The 17,908-nt window shown below is 71.5% G+C and carries 20 protein-coding genes and 1 pseudogene; 14 read left to right on the top strand and 7 right to left on the bottom strand.

The features are described 5' to 3' along the window. The first annotated feature begins 206 nt into the window (after window positions 1-206). The 4 genes from SAVERM_RS16250 to SAVERM_RS16235 are packed head-to-tail and all read left to right on the top strand — an operon-like array spanning window position 207 to window position 3,718. Window positions 207-1,130: an ABC transporter ATP-binding protein gene (locus SAVERM_RS16250; RefSeq protein WP_171033186.1), complete on the top strand. Its 924-nt coding sequence runs from the start codon at window positions 207-209 to the stop codon at window positions 1,128-1,130. After that, the gene (locus SAVERM_RS16245; protein ID WP_010984564.1) at window positions 1,127-1,885 is read left to right on the top strand and encodes an ABC transporter permease; all 759 of its coding nucleotides are present in this window, start codon (window positions 1,127-1,129) and stop codon (window positions 1,883-1,885) included. The genes SAVERM_RS16250 and SAVERM_RS16245 overlap by 4 nt, the downstream gene beginning before the upstream one ends. A 5-nt stretch (window positions 1,886-1,890) precedes the next feature. Next, window positions 1,891-3,093: a sensor histidine kinase gene (locus SAVERM_RS16240; RefSeq protein ID WP_037645035.1), complete on the top strand. Its 1,203-nt coding sequence runs from the start codon at window positions 1,891-1,893 to the stop codon at window positions 3,091-3,093. Between the two features lie 10 nt (window positions 3,094-3,103). Beyond that, on the top strand, window positions 3,104-3,718 hold the full coding sequence (locus tag SAVERM_RS16235; protein WP_010984562.1) for a response regulator transcription factor: 615 nt from the start codon (window positions 3,104-3,106) through the stop codon (window positions 3,716-3,718). 18 nt (window positions 3,719-3,736) lie between these two features. Here SAVERM_RS16235 and SAVERM_RS16230 read toward each other — a convergent pair whose 3' ends face one another. Then, entirely contained in the window at window positions 3,737-4,609 is an 873-nt protein-coding gene (locus SAVERM_RS16230; protein WP_010984561.1) for a transglutaminase family protein, read from the bottom strand. 377 nt (window positions 4,610-4,986) lie between these two features. Then, window positions 4,987-5,979 (bottom strand): annotated as a pseudogene (locus SAVERM_RS16225) (GNAT family N-acetyltransferase); the annotation flags it as partial. A gap of 140 nt (window positions 5,980-6,119) precedes the next feature. Here SAVERM_RS16225 and fdxA point away from each other — a divergent pair. Both fdxA and SAVERM_RS16215 read left to right on the top strand, forming a co-directional pair. Then, complete coding sequence (gene fdxA, locus SAVERM_RS16220) at window positions 6,120-6,440, top strand: ferredoxin (protein ID WP_010984559.1); 321 nt, start codon at window positions 6,120-6,122, stop codon at window positions 6,438-6,440. 228 nt (window positions 6,441-6,668) lie between these two features. Beyond that, window positions 6,669-7,763 (top strand): bifunctional succinyldiaminopimelate transaminase/glutamate-prephenate aminotransferase, encoded by a 1,095-nt coding sequence (locus SAVERM_RS16215; RefSeq protein WP_010984558.1) that lies wholly within the window; start codon window positions 6,669-6,671, stop codon window positions 7,761-7,763. 65 nt (window positions 7,764-7,828) lie between these two features. On the opposite strand, the gene SAVERM_RS16210 is transcribed toward SAVERM_RS16215, so the two are convergent. Next, window positions 7,829-8,278 carry a hypothetical protein gene (locus tag SAVERM_RS16210; RefSeq protein ID WP_010984557.1) on the bottom strand — a complete coding sequence of 150 codons (450 nt, stop codon included), beginning with the start codon at window positions 8,276-8,278 and terminating at the stop codon, window positions 7,829-7,831. A 340-nt stretch (window positions 8,279-8,618) separates the two neighbouring features. Then, entirely contained in the window at window positions 8,619-9,584 is a 966-nt protein-coding gene (locus SAVERM_RS16205; protein WP_171033188.1) for a VldE C-terminal domain-containing protein, read from the bottom strand. Between the two features lie 97 nt (window positions 9,585-9,681). Between SAVERM_RS16205 and dapE the strand changes: the two genes are divergently transcribed. Both dapE and SAVERM_RS16195 read left to right on the top strand, forming a co-directional pair. Continuing rightward, a complete protein-coding gene (dapE, locus tag SAVERM_RS16200) occupies window positions 9,682-10,761 on the top strand; it encodes a succinyl-diaminopimelate desuccinylase (protein WP_010984555.1) in 1,080 nt (359 codons plus the stop codon). A gap of 107 nt (window positions 10,762-10,868) precedes the next feature. Next, a complete protein-coding gene (locus SAVERM_RS16195) occupies window positions 10,869-11,627 on the top strand; it encodes an LOG family protein (protein WP_010984554.1) in 759 nt (252 codons plus the stop codon). 45 nt (window positions 11,628-11,672) lie between these two features. Here the strand turns inward: SAVERM_RS16195 and folP are convergent, their stop codons facing one another. Further along, window positions 11,673-12,533 (bottom strand): dihydropteroate synthase, encoded by an 861-nt coding sequence (gene folP, locus SAVERM_RS16190; protein WP_010984553.1) that lies wholly within the window; start codon window positions 12,531-12,533, stop codon window positions 11,673-11,675. A 232-nt stretch (window positions 12,534-12,765) separates the two neighbouring features. Here folP and SAVERM_RS16185 point away from each other — a divergent pair, with 232 nt between their 5' ends. Further along, the gene (locus SAVERM_RS16185; RefSeq protein WP_010984552.1) at window positions 12,766-13,122 is read left to right on the top strand and encodes a DivIVA domain-containing protein; all 357 of its coding nucleotides are present in this window, start codon (window positions 12,766-12,768) and stop codon (window positions 13,120-13,122) included. After that, complete coding sequence (locus SAVERM_RS16180) at window positions 13,119-13,700, top strand: DNA-3-methyladenine glycosylase I (protein ID WP_010984551.1); 582 nt, start codon at window positions 13,119-13,121, stop codon at window positions 13,698-13,700. The genes SAVERM_RS16185 and SAVERM_RS16180 overlap by 4 nt, the downstream gene beginning before the upstream one ends. A 19-nt stretch (window positions 13,701-13,719) precedes the next feature. Here SAVERM_RS16180 and chcB read toward each other — a convergent pair whose 3' ends face one another. Beyond that, the gene (gene chcB, locus SAVERM_RS16175) at window positions 13,720-14,523 is read right to left on the bottom strand and encodes a 2-cyclohexenylcarbonyl CoA isomerase (RefSeq protein ID WP_010984550.1); all 804 of its coding nucleotides are present in this window, start codon (window positions 14,521-14,523) and stop codon (window positions 13,720-13,722) included. 66 nt (window positions 14,524-14,589) lie between these two features. On the opposite strand from chcB, the gene SAVERM_RS42730 reads away from it, so the two are divergent. Beyond that, window positions 14,590-14,754: a hypothetical protein gene (locus SAVERM_RS42730; protein WP_154696725.1), complete on the top strand. Its 165-nt coding sequence runs from the start codon at window positions 14,590-14,592 to the stop codon at window positions 14,752-14,754. A gap of 145 nt (window positions 14,755-14,899) precedes the next feature. Next, complete coding sequence (locus SAVERM_RS38950) at window positions 14,900-15,067, top strand: DUF3117 domain-containing protein (protein ID WP_003966491.1); 168 nt, start codon at window positions 14,900-14,902, stop codon at window positions 15,065-15,067. Window positions 15,068-15,232: 165 nt separating this feature from the next. Here SAVERM_RS38950 and SAVERM_RS16170 read toward each other — a convergent pair whose 3' ends face one another. Continuing rightward, window positions 15,233-15,931 carry an O-methyltransferase gene (locus tag SAVERM_RS16170; RefSeq protein ID WP_306292875.1) on the bottom strand — a complete coding sequence of 233 codons (699 nt, stop codon included), beginning with the start codon at window positions 15,929-15,931 and terminating at the stop codon, window positions 15,233-15,235. Between the two features lie 226 nt (window positions 15,932-16,157). Between SAVERM_RS16170 and sigE the strand changes: the two genes are divergently transcribed. Both sigE and SAVERM_RS16160 read left to right on the top strand, forming a co-directional pair. After that, on the top strand, window positions 16,158-16,859 hold the full coding sequence (gene sigE / locus SAVERM_RS16165) for an RNA polymerase sigma factor SigE (protein ID WP_037645041.1): 702 nt from the start codon (window positions 16,158-16,160) through the stop codon (window positions 16,857-16,859). After that, window positions 16,856-17,860, top strand: coding sequence for an anti-sigma factor family protein (locus tag SAVERM_RS16160; RefSeq protein WP_010984546.1), 1,005 nt, complete (start codon window positions 16,856-16,858; stop codon window positions 17,858-17,860). Before sigE ends, SAVERM_RS16160 begins: the two co-directional genes overlap by 4 nt. The last annotated feature ends 48 nt before the right edge of the window (window positions 17,861-17,908 follow it).

The raw sequence follows: 17,908 nt of genomic DNA, 5'->3' as shown, positions 1-17,908 counted from the left end.
CCTTCGTCGTACCCGGGGCATCCGGCGACGGCAGGGTGCCCCTTCGTCGTACCGTCCGCATTCGGCGACGGCCGGGTGCCTCTTGCTCGTATCCGGCGCCCGGTGCGCGGCAGCCGTGTCACCGTGCCGCCCATGACATCTGTCATCCCGGACCGACGACAGGTGGCACTGCCCGGGACACCCCCTGCCCGGCCACGATGGGTCACATGACAACGACTGCGGTGACCACCGGCTCGGTGGTCGCGTTCGACCAGGTGACGAAGACGTACGGCGACGTCCGGGCCGTGGACGGGCTGACACTCGCCCTGCACCCGGGCGAGACGGTGGCCCTCCTGGGGCCCAACGGCGCGGGCAAGTCGACCACGCTGGACCTCCTCCTCGGGCTCAAGCACGCGGACAGCGGCACGGTCCGGCTCTTCGGCGGCAGCCCGCGCGAGGCCATCGTCGCCGGGCGCGTCGGCGCCATGCTGCAAAGCGGCGGGCTGATGGACGAGGTCACCGTCGGCGAGCTGGTGAAGCTCGCCTGCGACCTGCACCCCAAGCCGTTCCGCGTCACCGACGTGCTTGCCCGCGCCGGTGTCTCGCAGATCGCGGATCGCAAGGTCAACAAGCTCTCCGGCGGCCAGGAACAGCGCGTCCGCTTCGCGCTCGCCACGGCCGGGGACACCGACCTGATCGTCCTCGACGAACCGACCACCGGCATGGACGTCACCACCCGCCACGCCTTCTGGGCCACCATGCGCGAACAGGCCGACCAGGGCCGTACGGTCCTGTTCGCGACGCACTACCTGGAAGAGGCCGACGCCATCGCGGACCGCGTCCTGGTCCTGCACCGGGGCCGGCTGCTGGCCGACGGCACCGCCGCCGAGATCAAGGCGAAGGCCGGCGCCCGCCGGGTCTCCTTCGACCTGGAGGGCCCGATCGACGAGGCCCCGCTGCGTGCCCTGCCCTTCCTGACCTCCGTCGACATATCGGGTCACACGATCCGCATCCAGTCGACCGACGCCGACGCGACCGTGCACGCGCTGTACGGGCTCGGGGTCTTCCCCCGCAACCTCGAAGTCGCCGGGCTCGGGCTCGAGCAGGCCTTCGTCGCCATCACCGCCGCCGAGGAGTCGAAGTCCAAGTGACGAACATCTTCGCTTCGTGGGGTCTCATCAAACTGGAGATCGTCCGCGCCCTGCGCAACCGCAAGTTCCTGTTCTTCTCGGTGATCTACCCCTCGGCCCTGTTCCTACTGATCGCGGGCAGCGCCGACAGCACGACGAAGGTGGAGGGCACGGGCCTCAGCCTCCCGACCTTCTTCATGGTCTCGATGGCGTCCTTCGGCGCCCTGACCGCTGTCCTGATGGGCAACAGCGAGCGCATCGCCAAGGAGCGCGAGAGCGGCTGGGTGCGGCAGCTGAGGCTGACCACGCTCCCCGGCCGGGGCTATGTCCTCGCGAAGACCGCCAGTGCCGCAGTGATCAGCCTGCCGTCGATCCTGATCGTCTTCGTGGTCGCGGCGGCCGTGAAGAACGTCCGTCTGGACGCCTGGCAGTGGCTCGCGCTCACCGGCACGATCTGGGTCGGCAGCCTCGTCTTCGCCGCCCTCGGGGTCGCCATCGGCTATCTGGCGACCGGGGACGCGGTCCGCCCGATCACGATGATCGTCTACTTCGGGCTGTCGATGCTCGGCGGCCTGTGGATGCCGACGACGACCTTCCCCGACTGGCTCCAGTCCATCGCGAAGTGGCTCCCCACGCACGCGTACGCTGCCCTCGGACAGGCCATAGAGCTGGGCAACGCCCCGCAAGCCAAGGACATCGCCATCCTCGCCGTCTCCTTCGTCCTGTTCGCGGGCGGAGCGGCGTGGCTGTACCGGAAGGACACGCTGAAGGCGTGAGTGCCATGACGGAAGACCCGCAGCCCGACGACCTCCGGGCGGGATGGCTGGTGCGCACGGGGCAGTCACCGCGCAACGTGCGCGAGGCGCTGCGCAAGGCGATGTGGATCGTCATCTGGCTGGTGTTCCTCAGCTCACCGGTCCACGACCTGGCCTCCGGCCACCACACGCCCGCCGCCACCGCGGCCGGCTGGCTCGGCCTCGCGGCCTTCGTCGGGATCTATCTGACGCTGGTCTTCCGGAACATGGGCAGGGCGTTGAACGGCCCGGCCGTCGCCGCCCTCGTCGTCGCCCTCGGCGTGCTCGCCGTCGTGCTGTGCCTGTCCCTCGGCCCGTCCTGGCTGGGCCTCTTCGTGTACGTCTCCGTGGCCTGCGGGACGACGTTCCCGCTGCGGGTGGCGTACTGGACGATCCCCCTGACCGCCGTCGCGATGCTGCTCGTCGGCCTCCACGGCGGTGAGCAGGACGCGCGCAACCTCGTCCTCCTCGTCGTCCTCATCGGCTTCGCGATGACCGGCGTACGGCAACTGGTCCGTACGACGGTGGAGTTGCGCAAGGCGCGGGCGACCGTCGCCCAGCTCGCCGCGAACGAGGAACGGCTGCGGCTGGCCAGGGACCTGCACGACCTGCTGGGTCACTCGCTCTCCCTGATCACGCTCAAGAGCGAGCTGGCCGGGCGGATGCTCCCCGACCACCCCGAGAAGGCGGCCCAGCAGGTCGCCGACATCGAACAGGTCAGCCGCCAGGCCCTCGTCGACGTCCGCGAGGCCGTCACCGGCTACCGGCGGCCCCGGCTGGCCGGGGAGCTCGCGGGCATGCAGGTCGCGTTGACCGCGGCGGGCGTCACCGCCGACCTGCCGGCTGAACCGGACCTCGACGGCGTCCCCGAGGAGAGCGAGTCCGCGCTGGCCTGGGCGCTGCGCGAGGCGGTCACCAACGTCGTACGGCACAGCGGGGCCCGGCGCTGCGTGGTGGAGCTCGTCCACCGTCAGACGCTGGACGGTCCGGTGCTCGAACTGTCCGTGGAGGACGACGGTTCGGGCGGCTCCGGCAGCACCCCCGGCAACGGCCTTACGGGACTGACCGAACGCCTGGAGAAGGCCGGCGGATCGCTGGACGCCGGCCGCGTGCGACGCGGGTTCCGGCTGGTCGCGCGGGTACCGATGGCATCCGCCCGGGGGCCCGTGGGCACGGCGGGGACCCCGTAGGATCCGGGGCATGAGCCGCACGATCAAGGTCCTGCTCGCCGAGGACCAGTCGATGGTCCGCGAGGCGCTGGCCGCCCTGCTCGGCCTCGAACCCGACATCGAGGTCGTCGCCCAAGTCGCGCGCGGCGACGAGGTGCTGGCGGCGGCGCGCGAGCACGCCGTGGACGTGGCACTCCTGGACATCGAGATGCCGGGTGCCACGGGGATCGAGGCGGCGGCGCAGGTGAACCGGGAGCTGCCCGCGGTGAAACTGGTCGTCCTCACCACGTTCGGCCGCCCCGGCTATCTGCGCAGCGCGATGGAGGCCGGCGCCGACGCGTTCCTGGTGAAGGACGCGCCGGCGGCCCAACTCGCCGAGGCGGTACGCAAGGTGCTGGCCGGGGAGCGGGTCATCGACCCCACGCTGGCGGCCGCCGCGCTCGCCGGGGGCGCCAATCCGCTGACCGACCGCGAGCGCGAGGTGCTGCGCGCGGCGGCCGACGGCGCGACGAACGCGGAGCTGGCCACGGCCCTGCACCTGTCCCAGGGCACGGTCCGCAACTACCTGTCCACCGCCATACAGAAACTGGCGGTCCGCAACCGGACAGAGGCGGTACGGACGGCGCGGGACAAGGGCTGGTTGTAGAAACCCCACGAAGGGCGCTCAGTTGAGCATCGAGCGCGCCGCGCGGGCCTGGTGACGGATCCGGTCGGCGGCGCTCCCGTCGACGGCCTCGACCACCTCCGCGTAGGCGTCCAGCTCCATGGCTCCGGTCAGGAAGTCCCCCCGCTCGACGAGCAGTTGGGCGCGGTCGTAGCGCAGGCGGGCGGGGTGGGAGGGGAGCAGCAGGGAGAGGTCGACGGCCCAGAGCGCGACGTCCGAGCGTTCGGGGCGTGCGGCCGCCCACGCGCGGATGTTGTTGAGGATGCGCAGCACGACGTCGAGCGGGTCGGCCGGCGTGAGCATCGACGGGTCGAGCGGGGCGCCCGTGGCACCCGCGACGAGCAGTTCGGCGTCGCCGCCGGTCAGCACCCGGCCGCCGTCGAAGGGGTCGGCCAGCACCTGCTGCTCGGGGGGCCCGAATCCGACGACGAAGTGCCCCGGCAGCGCGACCCCGTACACGGGTGCGCCCGCTCTCCTGGCGACCTCCATCCAGACCACCGACAGCAGGATGGGCAGGCCGCGCCGGCGCCGCAGCACCTCGTGCAGCAGGGAGGACTCCAGCCGCTGGTAGTCCGCGGGCGTACCGCGGAACCCGCAGCGCCCGCCGAGCAGCTCGGCGAGCGCGAGGGCCCAAGGCCGCGGCCCGCCGGGCCGGAACGGCACCTGTCCGGCGAGCCGGTCGAGGTCGATCTGTGCCGCGTCGATCCCGGCCTCGTCCAGCGCCCCGTCCGCCGCCGCGCCCACGAGCAGACACAACGCCGACAGATCGGGCCGCTCGGACCGTGCCTCATCGGCGAACCGCCGCCGCAGCTCGGCGGCCCGCTCCGGTTCCGGGGGGTGTGGGGGACGCATAGCAGCCTCGTGCCCGTTCATACCGATCGATACGTTCCGACGCCGTCCACAGCATCGCCCGAGCCGCCGCCCGATGCGCCAGGCGGACCACTGCCCGGCCCGCCGACCGACCCGGCCCCCGAACCGCCACACACCTCGTCACCGCTCTCACCAGCCGCACTGCTCACATCCGGCGTACTGATCCCGCGAGGCGCACTGCTCCCGCCCAGCGCACCGCTCTCACCAGCCGTACTGCTCTCACTCGGCGCACCGGCCTCACTCGGCGCACCACTCTCACTCGGCGCACCGGCCTCACTGGGCGCACCAGCCTCATCTGGCACACCAGCCTCACCCGACACACCGGCCTCACCCGGCGCACCACGCTCCCGGCCCCCGAGCTCGCCCCGCACATCGCTCTCAGACGCCCACCGATAGTGGTGATACGCGTGATGCGTCGCGAATCCCATCCCCGCGTACAACGCCCGCGCCGCCGCGTTGTCCGTCTCCACCTGGAGCCAGGCCGCCGAGGCGCCCTCCTCCAGAGCCCGGCGGGCCAGGGCCGTCATCACCGCGGTGGCCAGCCCACGGCGCCGCTGCGCGGGGTCCACCTCGACCGCCGCGAAACCCGCCCAGCGCCCGTCCACCACGCACCGCCCGATCGCGGCCGGAGCGCGGCCCGCGGCCCCCGGCACCGTCGCGAACCAGACGGAGGGCCCGCTGCCCAGCACCTTCAGCGCGACCTCGTTCAGCCCCTTGCGCTGGTAGCGGCTCAGCCACGCCTCGTCCGCCTCGCGGGACAGCACCACCTCGGCGGACACCTCCCGGTCGGCCAGCGGCGCCAGCGCGCCGATCCACAGCTCGGCCGTCACCTCACGCGTCCATCCGCGCGCCTCCAGCTCCGCGCACAGCAGCTCCTGCGTGCCCTCGGCCCCGGTCGCGGTCTGGATGTACGCCGGCAGCTCACGGCCCGCGTACCAGTCCCGTACGACGGTCAGCGCCTCGTCCAGCGGCAGTCCCGGCTCGCCGACGGGCAGGACGGAGTTGGCCCGGCGGGTGAAGCCGGCGGACGCCCGCAGCTGCCAGTCGCCGAGCCGTTCGCGCTCCACCGGCTGCCAGGCCCGCGCGGCGATCCGCGCCAGCTCCTCGTACGAGGCCGCGGGACCCCGCCGACGCGCCGGTGCGGCCGGTACGACCTTGCCCGCGACCAGCGAGGACTCCGCTATCCGGACGCTTTCGCCGCCCCGCCGTGTGATCAGCAACACTCCGTTGTCCCATGATGTGAGAACTCCGACCGTGTCGGTGAACTTCTCACCCCCCGCGACATCTTCGTTCCACCGCCGCACGGAGACGCGTTTTCCCACGTCAGCAGTGGTGATACGGACTTCGAGCTGTCCGCCCGCAGAGATTTCCACAGGTCAGTTCACCCCTCCTGTATGGATCATGCCCAGGAACGGAGATACTAGGTGCGGGCATCGACGACGCCGCGCTCCCGCGCGCCAGGCGGCGGAGCCTGAGGAGGCCCGCCAGCGCCCTACCGAGGAGGAACGACAGCGTGACCTACGTCATCGCAGAGCCTTGTGTCGACGTCAAGGACAAGGCGTGCATCGAGGAGTGCCCGGTCGACTGCATCTACGAGGGCTCCCGGTCCTTGTACATCCACCCGGACGAATGCGTCGACTGTGGAGCCTGTGAGCCGGTGTGCCCGGTCGAGGCGATCTTCTACGAGGACGACACTCCCGAAGAGTGGAAGGACTACTACAAGGCGAACGTCGAGTTCTTCGACGAGCTCGGCTCGCCCGGTGGTGCCAGCAAGCTGGGGCTGATCGAGCGCGACCACCCCTTCATCGCGGCGCTGCCCCCGATGAACCAGTAAGTCCCCGCACATCCGTGCCGTCTCGGTCCCGTTCGGCGCCCCTGCCGCACGGGACCGAGGCGTTTGGCGCCCGTACGAGCTACGAGCACGGACGGGAGCGCCCGTACGAGCACGTATGAGAACGCCCGTACGAGCATGTATGGGAACGCCTGTACGAGACGTACGGGAGCGGCCCGTGCGAGCGCGTACGAGCAGTGCGACGAGTACGAGAAAGTGAGTCCGATCCCCGTGTCCGCAGTCTCCGACCGCCTTCCGACCTTTCCCTGGGACAAGCTGGAGCCGTACAAGGCGAGGGCCGCGGCCCACCCGGACGGCATCGTCGACCTGTCCGTCGGCACGCCGGTCGACCCGGTGCCCGAGCTGATCCAGAAGGCGCTGGTGGCCGCGGCCGACTCCCCGGGCTATCCGACCGTCTGGGGCACGCCCGAGCTGCGGGACGCCCTCACGGGCTGGGTGGAGCGCCGGCTGGGCGCGCGCGGCGTCACCCACCACCACGTGCTTCCGATCGTCGGTTCCAAGGAACTCGTCGCCTGGCTCCCGACCCAGCTGGGCCTGGGCCCCGGGGACAAGGTCGCCCACCCGCGCCTTGCGTACCCGACCTACGAGGTCGGCGCCCGCCTCGCCCGCGCGGACCACGTGGTCTACGACGACCCGACGGAGCTGGACCCGACCGGCCTGAAGCTCCTCTGGCTCAACTCGCCCTCGAACCCGACCGGCAAGGTCCTCTCGAAGGCGGAACTCACCCGGATCGTCGCCTGGGCCCGTGAGCACGGCATCCTCGTTTTCTCCGACGAGTGCTACCTCGAGCTGGGCTGGGAGGCCGACCCGGTCTCCGTGCTGCACCCGGACGTGTGCGGCGGCTCGTACGAGGGGATCGTCTCCGTCCACTCGCTGTCGAAGCGGTCGAACCTGGCGGGCTACCGCGCCGCGTTCCTCGCCGGTGATCCCGCGGTCCTCGGCCCGCTGCTCCAGATCCGCAAGCACGGCGGCATGATGACGTCGGCGCCGACGCAGGCGGCCGTGGTCGCCGCGCTGGGCGACGACGCCCACGTCCGCGAACAGCGCGAGCGCTACGCGGCCCGGCGCACGGCCCTGCGCGACGCGCTCCTGTCCCACGGCTTCCGCATCGAACACAGCGAGGCGAGCCTGTACCTGTGGGCCACGCGGGGCGAGTCCTGCTGGGACACGGTGGCGCACCTGGCCGACCTGGGCATTCTGGTGGCCCCCGGCGACTTCTACGGCTCGGCGGGCGAGCAGTTCGTACGGGTGGCCCTGACGGCGACCGACGAGCGGGTGGCGGCGGCGGTACGGCGCCTGGCGTAGCGGGCCCGCACACGGCGACGGGGTCCAGGGAACTCCCTGGACCCCGTCGCCGTTCGGATCCGGCGTCAGCCGAGCGGCAGGCCGCCCTTCAGCGGCAGCTGCTGGGTCGGCAGACCGCCCTTGGTGACCGCGTCCGTCGGCAGACCGCCACCGGACGCCGTCTTCGCGGTGTCGCCGAGCAGGCCGCCGGCCTGGCCCGCCGCGTCCCCGGCCACCTTCTGGGCGGCCGGCGTCGCCGTCCTGGCGACCTTCCCACCGGTCTTGCCCACGGCCGGGACCGCCTTCTTGACCGCCTTGCTGCCGGTGCTGCCCGCGAGCCCGGTGACATTCTGAGCCGCACCGTCGACGGTGTCGGCGGCGTGCGCGCCGTCCAATGCGGTCAGGCCGCCGAGGTTGGGGGCCGTCGGCAGTTCGGGAGCCGCGCTGGCGGAGCCGGCCGCACCGACCCCGGCTGCCGCTCCCGCTGCGACGAGCAGCGCGGCACGGGCGATCCGGCGGGTCAGGGGGAGGGACATGATGCTCCTTAGACGGGAGAGAACAGTGAAGTGTCCTACCGCGCCCGGCAGTTGACCGACTGGCTGTCGGCCGATCCGGCAGTTGATCGTCCGGGCTCGGACGCAGTGACTACCGCTCGAAGCCCGCGAAGGTTGCGGTGACCCGAGGTAAAGAGTTGGTAATGCGTCGCATTATCGGCTGTGGATAAAAGCGGGCAAAGGGTGCCCGGTCGGCAGGTCTGCCGAATCCTTACAGCTCTTTGCGCCCAAGGGATTTGGCGGACGGTTAAGGGCGTGCGACATCCCGTGCACGGCCGCGTCGGCACCCGGCCGGACTAGCTCCAAAGGGTGAGCACCCGTACTACTGCCCGGCGACTATCCGGACTTCGGCGGTGGACGTCTTCGCTCCGGAATCCCCGGCCGTACGCCATTCGTTCGCGTAACCGCCACGCGACCACTCGCGGCCCGCATAGGAGACGTGGGCGATGTGCAGCGCGGACGCGTTGGCCACGGCCCAGTGCGCCAGCGCCCAGCCGCGCTGCCGGGTACTGCCCTCGGCGGCCGTCCTCCTCGGCACCGGGACGGTGACGGCGCCGGGGGCCGCCGTGGCCTTCGGGGACGGCGAGGGCGACGGCGTCCCGGTGCTCACCTCCGCGCCGGCCGACTGCAGCACATCGCGTCCGAAGTCCCGTACGAGCGCGGCCCGCACCGCGTCCGTGCCGCCCGTCCGGGCCGGCGCCGGGCGGCCCTCGCAGGTCAGCGTGGCCGCCGAGTGCCCGGTCAGGGCGGCGGCGAGCAGCGTGGCGTCCGGCTCGTGCTTCGCGTACGCCTCCGGGTAACCGCTGCGCTGCACGCGCTGCGCGGCCACCGTGAGCCGCAGCTGTGTGTAGTCGCTCACCTTGGCCAGGTGCTCGTAGAACACACCCGCCGCGTACGTCGGATCCATGATCTGTTTCTTGGTGCCCCAGCCCTGCGAGGGCCGCTGCTGGAACAGTCCCAGCGAGTCCCGGTCGCCATGCCGGATGTTGCGCAGCCCCGACTCCTGGAGCGCGGTCGCGAGGGCGATCGTGACGGCGCGCTCCGGCATGCCGCGCGTGGCGCCGACCGCCGAGATCGTCGCCGCGTTCACCGCCTGCTCCGGGGTGAACTCGTACGACGCGCCGTCGCGCTCGTCCGAGACGACCTTGCAGCTCGTCGCGCCCGGGCCGCCGGTGACGTACTGCACGACGAGGTAACACGCGAGCGCGAGCAGGACTGCGGTGGCCGCTCCCATGCGCAGGAGGAGGCGGCGGCCGCGCCGAGCGGGAGTGGGGGTCGGCTCTGACACGCGTACAAGGTACTGGAGTCGACTGTCGGAGCTCTGTGAGGTTGTGGACAACTCGTGGGGCGGCCCCGCCGCGGACCGGGGCGCTAGGGTCGGCGGTATGGCCGATACCCCGCTTGACCTCACGCTGGACGCCGCCGAGCTCACCGCCCGGCTCGTCGACTTCCCCTCGGAGAGCGGCAGCGAGAAGCCGCTCGCGGACGCCATCGAGGCGGCGCTGCGTGCCCTGCCGCACCTCACGGTCGACCGGTACGGCAACAACGTCGTGGCCCGTACGAACCTCGGCCGCGCCGAGCGCGTGATCCTGGCCGGCCACATCGACACGGTCCCGATCGCGGACAACGTCCCCTCCCGCCTCGACGAGAACGGCGTGCTGTGGGGCTGCGGCACCTGTGACATGAAGTCGGGTGTGGCGGTGCAGCTCCGTATCGCGGCGACCGTCCCCGACCCCAACCGCGATCTCACCTTCGTCTTCTACGACAACGAAGAGGTGGCGGCACATCTGAACGGCCTCAAGCATGTGGCCGAGGCTCACCCCGAGTGGCTGGCCGGTGACTTCGCGGTCCTCCTGGAGCCCACGGACGGTCAGGTGGAGGGCGGCTGCCAGGGCACGCTCAGGATGTTCCTCAGGACCGAGGGGGAGCGGGCGCACTCCGCGCGCGCGTGGATGGGCTCGAACGCGATCCACGCCGCGGCCCCGATCCTGGCCAGGCTCGCCGCGTACGAGCCGCGCCGGCCGGTGGTGGACGGCCTCCAGTTCCACGAGGGCCTCAACGCCGTCCGCATCGAGGGAGGCGTGGCCAACAACGTCATCCCCGACGCCTGCACGGTCGTCGTCAACTTCCGCTACGCGCCGGACCGCACCGAAGAGGAGGCGGAGGCCTTCGTACGCGCGTACTTCGCGGACTGCGGCGTGACGGAGTTCATCGTCGACGACCACACGGGCGGGGCCCGCCCCGGCCTGACCCACCCGGCGGCCGCGGCCTTCATGGCGGCCGTCGGCGGCGAGGCCCGCCCCAAGTTCGGCTGGACGGACGTCGCCCGCTTCAGCGCGCTCGGCGTGCCCGCGGTGAACTACGGTCCCGGCGCCCAACTGCTGGCCCACAAGGTGGACGAGCGGGTCGAGGCGGCCGTGATCCCTCAGGCCGAGGAGCGGCTGCGGGCCTGGCTGACGTCCTGACCGGCGCGGCCGCCGGGGTGGTTCACGGCGGACATGCTCACGTCCCCCGTACGTAACCCCCCTGGATCTACGCTGGGGTGGAACGACCGCAAGCGGAGGGAGCGGACATGCCTACTGGCAACCCGGAGGGCAAGAAGCAGCCACCGGAGGAGCAGCGGCTGGGCCCCGTGCTGCGCAGGCGGGACCAGGTGCAGTCGAGCACGACGGACCAGCGGCTGCTCGACGCGGGCGGCCCCTCGGACTGGGTGCACACCGACCCCTGGCGAGTGCTGCGCATCCAGTCGGAGTTCATCGAGGGCTTCGGCACACTGGCCGAACTCCCGCCCGCGATCAGCGTGTTCGGCTCGGCGCGCACGAAGGAGGACTCTCCCGAGTACGAGGCGGGAGTGCGTCTCGGCCGCGGCCTGGTCGAGGCGGGCTGGGCGGTGATCACGGGCGGCGGGCCCGGCGCCATGGAGGCGGCCAACAAGGGCGCCTGTGAGGCGAAGGGCATCTCGGTCGGCCTCGGCATCGAGCTGCCGTTCGAGCAGGGGCTGAACCCGTACGTCGACATCGGCCTGAACTTCCGGTACTTCTTCGTCCGCAAGATGATGTTCGTGAAGTACGCGCAGGGCTTCGTCGTCCTGCCGGGCGGCCTCGGCACCCTGGACGAGTTCTTCGAGGCGCTGACCCTGGTCCAGACCCAGAAGGTCACGCGCTTCCCGATCGTCCTCTTCGGTACGGAGTACTGGGGCGGTCTCGTGGACTGGCTGAAGCACACGCTGGTGGGCCAGGGGAAGGCGGCCGAGAAGGACCTGCTGCTGTTCCACCTGACGGACGACGTGGACGAGGCGGTGGGGTTGGTGTCGAAGGAGGCGGGGAGGTAGCCCGGCCGGGGGGCCGCACAGCCCCCCCCGCAGCCACCCGTACGGCTACGCGAGCCCCCGACGGGCCACCGCCGGGGGCCGGTGCCCCGCGATCGACGCGACCATGTCCAGTACCTGCCGCGTCTCCGCCACCTCGTGCACCCGGTACACCTGCGCCCCGAGCCACGCCGAGACCGCGGTCGTCGCCAGCGTCCCCAACACCCGCTCCTTCACCGGCTTGTCGAGCGTCTCGCCCACGAAGTCCTTGTTGGAGAGGGAGACCAGCACCGGCCAGCCCGTCTCGACCATCTCGCCCAGCCGCCGCGTCGCCTCCAGGCTGTGCCGCGTGTTCTTCCCGAAGTCGTGCCCGGGGTCGATGAGCACCGACTCACGCGGCACGCCCAGTTCCACCGCCCGCTCGGCCAGCCCGAGAGTGACCCCCAGGATGTCGGCCATGACGTCGTCGTACGCGATCCGGTGCGGCCGCGTCCGCGGCTGAGAGCCCCCCGCGTGCGTGCACACCAGCCCCACCCCGTACCGCGCCGCCACCTCCGCCAGCCGCGGATCCACCCCGCCCCACGCGTCGTTGAGCAGATCCGCGCCCGCCTCGCAGACCGCCGCACCGACCTCGTGCCGCCAGGTGTCGACGCTGATGATCACGTCCGGGTGCCGCCGCCGCACCTCGGCGACGAATCCCACCGTCCGCCGTGCCTCCTCCTCGGCGGTCACCTCCTCGCCGGGACCCGCCTTGACGCCGCCGATGTCGATGATCGCGGCACCCTCCGACACCGCCCGCTCCACGCGCGCGAGGGCGGCCTCGTCGTGGAAGGTCGCCCCCTGGTCGTAGAAGGAGTCCGGGGTCCGGTTCACGATCGCCATGATCACCGGCTCGTGAGTGCCGAATTCACGCTTGCCCAGCCTGAGCATCCCCTGTGACCTCTCCTAGTACGTCCCGCTGCGGCAGGCCTGTTCTTTAGGATCAGGCCCGGGCCGCGGGGTTGTCGGGCGTCGTAAGCTGCTGCCGACCCGATCCGAAAGGCAGGCCCGCGCCGCCTGCGACCTTAACTGTCAGACCCGCATGGCACGATCGGACCCTGACAGATTCGACACTTCCGGCCGACGCGCTGCGCGTCGGCACCCGAGCGTGGGGACTCCAGCGATGTTCATGTTCATTTTCCTGGTCGTCGCGCTCGTCGTCGTGGTCGCCGCGGTGACACTGGCCGTGGTGGGCGGCGGCGAGAGCGCCCCGCTGCCCGAGGCGGCCGCCGAGCGGCTCGACGACCCCCTGCCTCCGGACCGGCCCGTGAACCGCGCGGATGTGGAGGCCCTGCGCTTCCCGCTCGCCCCCCGCGGCTACCGCATGGCGGACGTGGACGACGCCCTGGGCCGCCTCGGCGCCGAGATCGCCGAGCGGGACGCCCGCATCGCCGATCTGGAGTCCGCCCTCGCCGGGGCTCGGACGGCCAGGGTCTCCATGGACAAGCCCGTCGAGGGGGACCAGGGGGACCACCAGTGAGCAGCGGTGCCCTGGCCGGCTCGGACGGCGTGCTGCGCTGCCCGTGGGCCCTGTCGACCGAGGACTACGTGGCGTATCACGACGAGGAGTGGGGCCGCCCGGTCCACGGCGACGACGCGCTGTACGAGCGGCTGTGCCTGGAGGCCTTCCAGTCGGGCCTGTCCTGGATCACGATCCTGCGTCGGCGGGAGGGGTTCAGAGCCGCCTTCGCCGGCTTCGAGATCGGCAAGGTGGCGGACTTCACGGACGCCGACAAGGAGCGCCTGCTCGCCGATCCGGGCATCATCCGCAACCGGTTGAAGATCGAGGCGACGGTCGCCAACGCGCGCGTGCTGGCCGACTGGCCGGCCGGTGAACTGGACGAGCTGATCTGGTCCTTCGCCCCCGATCCGGCCGCCCGCCCCGTCCCGAGGACCCTCGCCGACGTGCCGGCGGTCACCGACGAGTCGACGGCCCTCTCCAAGACCCTCAAGAAGCGCGGCATCCGCTTCATCGGCCCGACGACGGCGTATGCCCTGATGCAGGCGTGCGGGCTGGTCGACGACCACCTGGCGGACTGCGTGGCCCGGAGCCACTGACCCCGGGCCCCGCCCCGGGTCACCGCCCCAGATACTTCGGCTTCTCCTTGTTCACGAACGCCTGCACCGCGATGCCGTGGTCCTCGGACGCGCCCGCGCGGGCCTGGAGTTCGTCCTCCTTCTCCAGGGTCTCGTCCAGGGTGTGGGAGAGCCCGTAGGCGAGCGACTCCTTCAGCGCCGCGTACGCCACGGTCGGGCCTTCGGCCAGGGACCGCGCCACCTTCTGTGCCTCGGCGCGCAGTTCGGCGGCGGGGACCACCCGGTTCGCGATGCCCCACTCGTACGCCTCCTGCGCGGTGATGCTGCGCGGGAAGAGCAACAGGTCGGCGGCGCGGCTCGGGCCGATGACGCGCGGCAGGGTCCAGGAGATCCCGGAGTCGGCGGTCAGCGCGACCCCGGCGAACGAGGTGTTGAAGGCCGCCGTGTCCGCCACGATCCGGTAGTCCGCGGCGAGCGCGAAACCGAAACCCGCCCCGGCCGCGACCCCGTTCACCGCCGCCACCACCGGCTTCGCCGCGCCGGTCAGCGCCCGCACGATCGGGTTGTAGTGCTCGCGCACGGTGCTCATCGTCTGCCCCGACCCGGACTGCTTGTCCGAGGCCAGCAGCCCGATGTGCTCCTTCAGGTCCTGGCCCACGCAGAACGCCCGGTCGCCGGCCGCGGTGAGCAGGATCGCCCGTACGGCTTCGTCGTCGGCGGCTGTCCGCGCCGCGTCCCGGAAGGCGACCTTGGTCGCGATGTTCATCGCGTTCATCGCCTCGGGGCGGTTCAGCGTGATCGTCGCGAGCCCGTCGCTCACCTCGTAGAGCACGGTGTCGGCCATGGTGGTTCCCCTCAGGTGTCGCGGCTCGGCCGTACCGGTCGGTACGCCCTGCTTCCGAAGGACAGCATGGCGGAGATCACCGACGGCGGACCGGACCGGACATGTGACCTGCGTCAAAGAAATCAGGACCGTTTCCGCTCGGCAGAAGTCCGTGCGGCGGCGCAGTATCGCAGTCACATCGCCGAATTGAGTGGTTTTGCTCGCGCGCGTTGCCCAAGCGATGCCGACTGATGTTGGTCATCGGGTCCTGAGATGCGGGATAATGGCCTGGAAGCAATGTGTTCGATGCCGGTGACGCGTGTCCTACCAACAGGCGCGCGTGCCCTCCCATGGGGCCGTCGGCGACGATGAGCTGGTTTCAGGAAGGGGAACGAGCATGGCGGCCATGAAGCCGCGGACGGGCGATGGCCCGCTCGAGGTGACCAAGGAGGGGCGGGGCATCGTCATGCGAGTTCCGCTCGAAGGCGGCGGTCGGCTCGTCGTCGAGCTGACCCCGGACGAGGCGGACGCTCTCGGCGACGCCCTCAAGAAGGTCGTCGGCTGACGCGGAAACGACCATACCCTTTCAGCTGCCCCGGCATCCTCGTAGGTGCCGGGGCGCTGCTTTTCCAGGAGTACGTGCCTCACGTACCCGAGTACGTGCCCCACGTACCCGCTGTTCAGGGGCTGGTGCCCAGGCTTCAGCGGCTGGTGCCCGTGGCTCGCCGGCTCAGCGCTTGACCGCGCACAGCAGCCCGTCGCCCACCGGCAGCAGCGAGGGCACCAGATCCGGGCTCTCGCGCACCGCGCGCAGCAGCTCCCGCAGCCGCCCGACCTCAGCGGGCTGCGGTCCCGAGTCCACCGTGCGACCGTCCGCGAAGACACCCTCGAAGACGACGAGCCCGCCAGGACGCAGCAGGCGCAACGATTCAGCGAGATAGTCCAGGCACTCCAGGCGGTCACCGTCACAGAAGACGAGGTCGTAGCCCGAGTCCGCGAGCCGGGGCAGCACGTCCAGGGCGCGGCCCGGGATGAAGCGGGCACGGTTGCTGGCGAAGCCGGCCGCGCGGAAGGCCTGCCGGGCGAACTGCTGGCGCTCCGGCTCCGGGTCCACGGTGGTCAGCACGCCGTCCGGCCGCATGCCGTGCAGCAGATGAATCCCGGAGACTCCGGTGCCGGTCCCGATCTCCGCGACGGCCTTGGCGTCCACGGTGGCGGCGAGCAACCGCAGTGCCGCGCCGGTGCCCGGCGACACCGAGCGCAGCCCTGCTTCCCGAGCCCGGTCCCGGGCCCAGCGCAGCGCCTCTTCCTCGGCGACAAAGGCGTCGGCGAACGCCCAGCTCGTCTGCCGGTTGCCGGTAATGACCCTCTCCTGTCCCCGTGGTTGCCTGGGCGTGACTGTATCCGTTGGTGTCGGGAACCCGCTGATGGGACCGGGCGTTTAGAAGGGTGTGGATCGCAGCGGGGGGCAGTGGATGGATGAGGATGCCGAACGGGACGTCGAGCAAATGCTGACGCGGTCATATGAGCGCGTATCAAATTCTCGTAAAACCGCTTATCCGGAGCTAACGGGCGAGGTGGCTATGGTAGGGGCTCCACTGGACACCACCAGAGCCGATAGGGGAGGTGCGGCTGCGCCTGTGGATCGGAGAGGAGTGCTGCGGCGCTTCCTCAGGTCGGCGGGTGAGCCGAAATCCGTGACCGACATCGCTGACAAGCACCACGCTGCCACCACCGCGCAGACCGCGACCTTCGCCACCGACGCGGACTCGCAGGCGTGGACTCCGCCCACCTGGGAGGAGATCGTCAGCACGCACAGCGGCAGGGTCTACCGCCTGGCGTACCGCCTCACCGGCAACCAGCACGACGCCGAGGACCTGACCCAGGAAGTCTTCGTCCGGGTCTTCCGCTCCCTGTCGACGTACACGCCCGGCACGTTCGAGGGCTGGCTGCACCGCATCACCACGAACCTCTTCCTGGACATGGTCCGCCGCAAGCAGCGCATCCGCTTCGACGCCCTCGGTGACGACGCGGCCGAGCGCCTGCCCAGCCGCGAGCCGTCCCCCCAGCAGGTCTTCAACGACGCGCACTTCGACGCGGACGTCCAGCAGGCCCTCGACACGCTGGCGCCCGAGTTCCGCGCCGCGGTCGTCCTGTGCGACATCGAAGGGCTGTCGTACGAGGAGATCGCCGCGACCCTGGGCGTCAAGCTCGGCACGGTCCGCAGCCGGATCCACCGCGGACGTTCGCAGCTGCGCAAGGCCCTTGCGCACCGCTCGCCCGCGGCCCGCGCGGAACGCCGTTCCTTCGCGGTCACGGGTGTGCCCGTGCTGGGAGGAGGGGGCGCGTCCGCGTGAGTGGAACACGGCCGAACTCCGCTGAGCGGCGTATTGCGGATCAGCATCTGGGAGACCGACTCTCTGCCCTGGTGGACGGGGAGCTCGGTCATGAGTCGCGCGAGCGTGTGCTGGCCCACCTGGCCACCTGCGCCAAGTGCAAGGCCGAGGCCGACGCACAGCGCCGACTGAAGAACGTCTTTGCGGAAGTGGCCCCGCCACCCCCCTCCGAGAGCTTCCTGGCACGCCTCCAGGGGCTGCCCGGGGGAGGCGACTCCGACGGCAGTGGTTCGCCGCTCGACGGGGGAGGCTTCGGCAGAAGACTGTCCGGCAGGCCCGGAGTCCCTGGGGGCGCCGGGGTCTTCGGAGTGAGGGGTGAGACGTCTTTCGGCTACGTCCCTTCCGGGCCGCACGCCACCGCGCTGTCACCGTCCGAGGACCGGGCCCTGTCCGGGGACCGTGGCTTCCGCATCCATGACGTCAGCCGGCACGAGGCCGAGCGGTCGGCCACGCGCGGCATGCGGTTCGCCTTCGTCGCCGCCGGAGCGGTGTCGCTGGCCGCGATCGCGCTCGGCGGAGTGTCGGCGACCGGGGTGCCGACCGACACCGCGGCCGACGCGCGGGGCGGATCGGGCTCCGGAAGCAATGTGACACCGATGCGCACTCCGGGCGCCGGAGCCGCCACGGCGCCGGAGTCCCAGCGCCGTCGCTCCGTCGGCCCGCTCCTCGGCCAGGGACAGCGCTCGCTCGGCGAGACCGCTGTCGCGCCCACCGAGGTGTCGGCGCCGCTGCTGCCCGGAGCCCCCACCCCGGCGGCCCGGAAGCTGCCGGACCTGCACACGCTGACCGCTCCCGTGGTGGCCGGTGCCGCCGTGATGTCCCCCCTCATACGTCCGCTCACCGAGGCGGCACCGGTCGCGCTGTCCTCATGGTCGACGGCGGCGGGTGTCACCGCACCCGGCCTGCTCGTCGCGCCGGACGCCACCTCGTTCCCCTCTCCCACCTCCCCCACCGCACCCTGAACCCGACCTCTGCGCCGCGGCCCGTGAACCTGGTTGAATCCATGGTGA

Origin of the sequence: Streptomyces avermitilis MA-4680 = NBRC 14893 (assembly GCF_000009765.2) — a bacterium.
Classification (GTDB): domain Bacteria; phylum Actinomycetota; class Actinomycetes; order Streptomycetales; family Streptomycetaceae; genus Streptomyces; species Streptomyces avermitilis.
The sequence above is the reverse complement of the archived record's forward strand: the minus strand, read 5'-3'. Positions and strand labels throughout refer to the sequence as shown.

What these genes read in the sequence shown, in the direction of transcription:
- SAVERM_RS16250 (WP_171033186.1), top strand. Translation starts at nt 207, where the DNA reads ATGACAACGACTGCGGTGACCACCGGCTCGGTGGTCGCGTTCGACCAG.
- SAVERM_RS16240 (WP_037645035.1), top strand. Translation starts at nt 1,891, where the DNA reads ATGACGGAAGACCCGCAGCCCGACGACCTCCGGGCGGGATGGCTGGTG.
- SAVERM_RS16235 (WP_010984562.1), top strand. Translation starts at nt 3,104, where the DNA reads ATGAGCCGCACGATCAAGGTCCTGCTCGCCGAGGACCAGTCGATGGTC.
- SAVERM_RS16230 (WP_010984561.1), bottom strand. Translation starts at nt 4,609, where the DNA reads ATGAACGGGCACGAGGCTGCTATGCGTCCCCCACACCCCCCGGAACCG.
- SAVERM_RS16210 (WP_010984557.1), bottom strand. Translation starts at nt 8,278, where the DNA reads ATGTCCCTCCCCCTGACCCGCCGGATCGCCCGTGCCGCGCTGCTCGTC.
- dapE (WP_010984555.1), top strand. Translation starts at nt 9,682, where the DNA reads ATGGCCGATACCCCGCTTGACCTCACGCTGGACGCCGCCGAGCTCACC.
- SAVERM_RS16195 (WP_010984554.1), top strand. Translation starts at nt 10,869, where the DNA reads ATGCCTACTGGCAACCCGGAGGGCAAGAAGCAGCCACCGGAGGAGCAG.
- folP (WP_010984553.1), bottom strand. Translation starts at nt 12,533, where the DNA reads ATGCTCAGGCTGGGCAAGCGTGAATTCGGCACTCACGAGCCGGTGATC.
- SAVERM_RS16185 (WP_010984552.1), top strand. Translation starts at nt 12,766, where the DNA reads ATGTTCATGTTCATTTTCCTGGTCGTCGCGCTCGTCGTCGTGGTCGCC.
- chcB (WP_010984550.1), bottom strand. Translation starts at nt 14,523, where the DNA reads ATGGCCGACACCGTGCTCTACGAGGTGAGCGACGGGCTCGCGACGATC.
- SAVERM_RS42730 (WP_154696725.1), top strand. Translation starts at nt 14,590, where the DNA reads ATGGCGGAGATCACCGACGGCGGACCGGACCGGACATGTGACCTGCGT.
- SAVERM_RS38950 (WP_003966491.1), top strand. Translation starts at nt 14,900, where the DNA reads ATGGCGGCCATGAAGCCGCGGACGGGCGATGGCCCGCTCGAGGTGACC.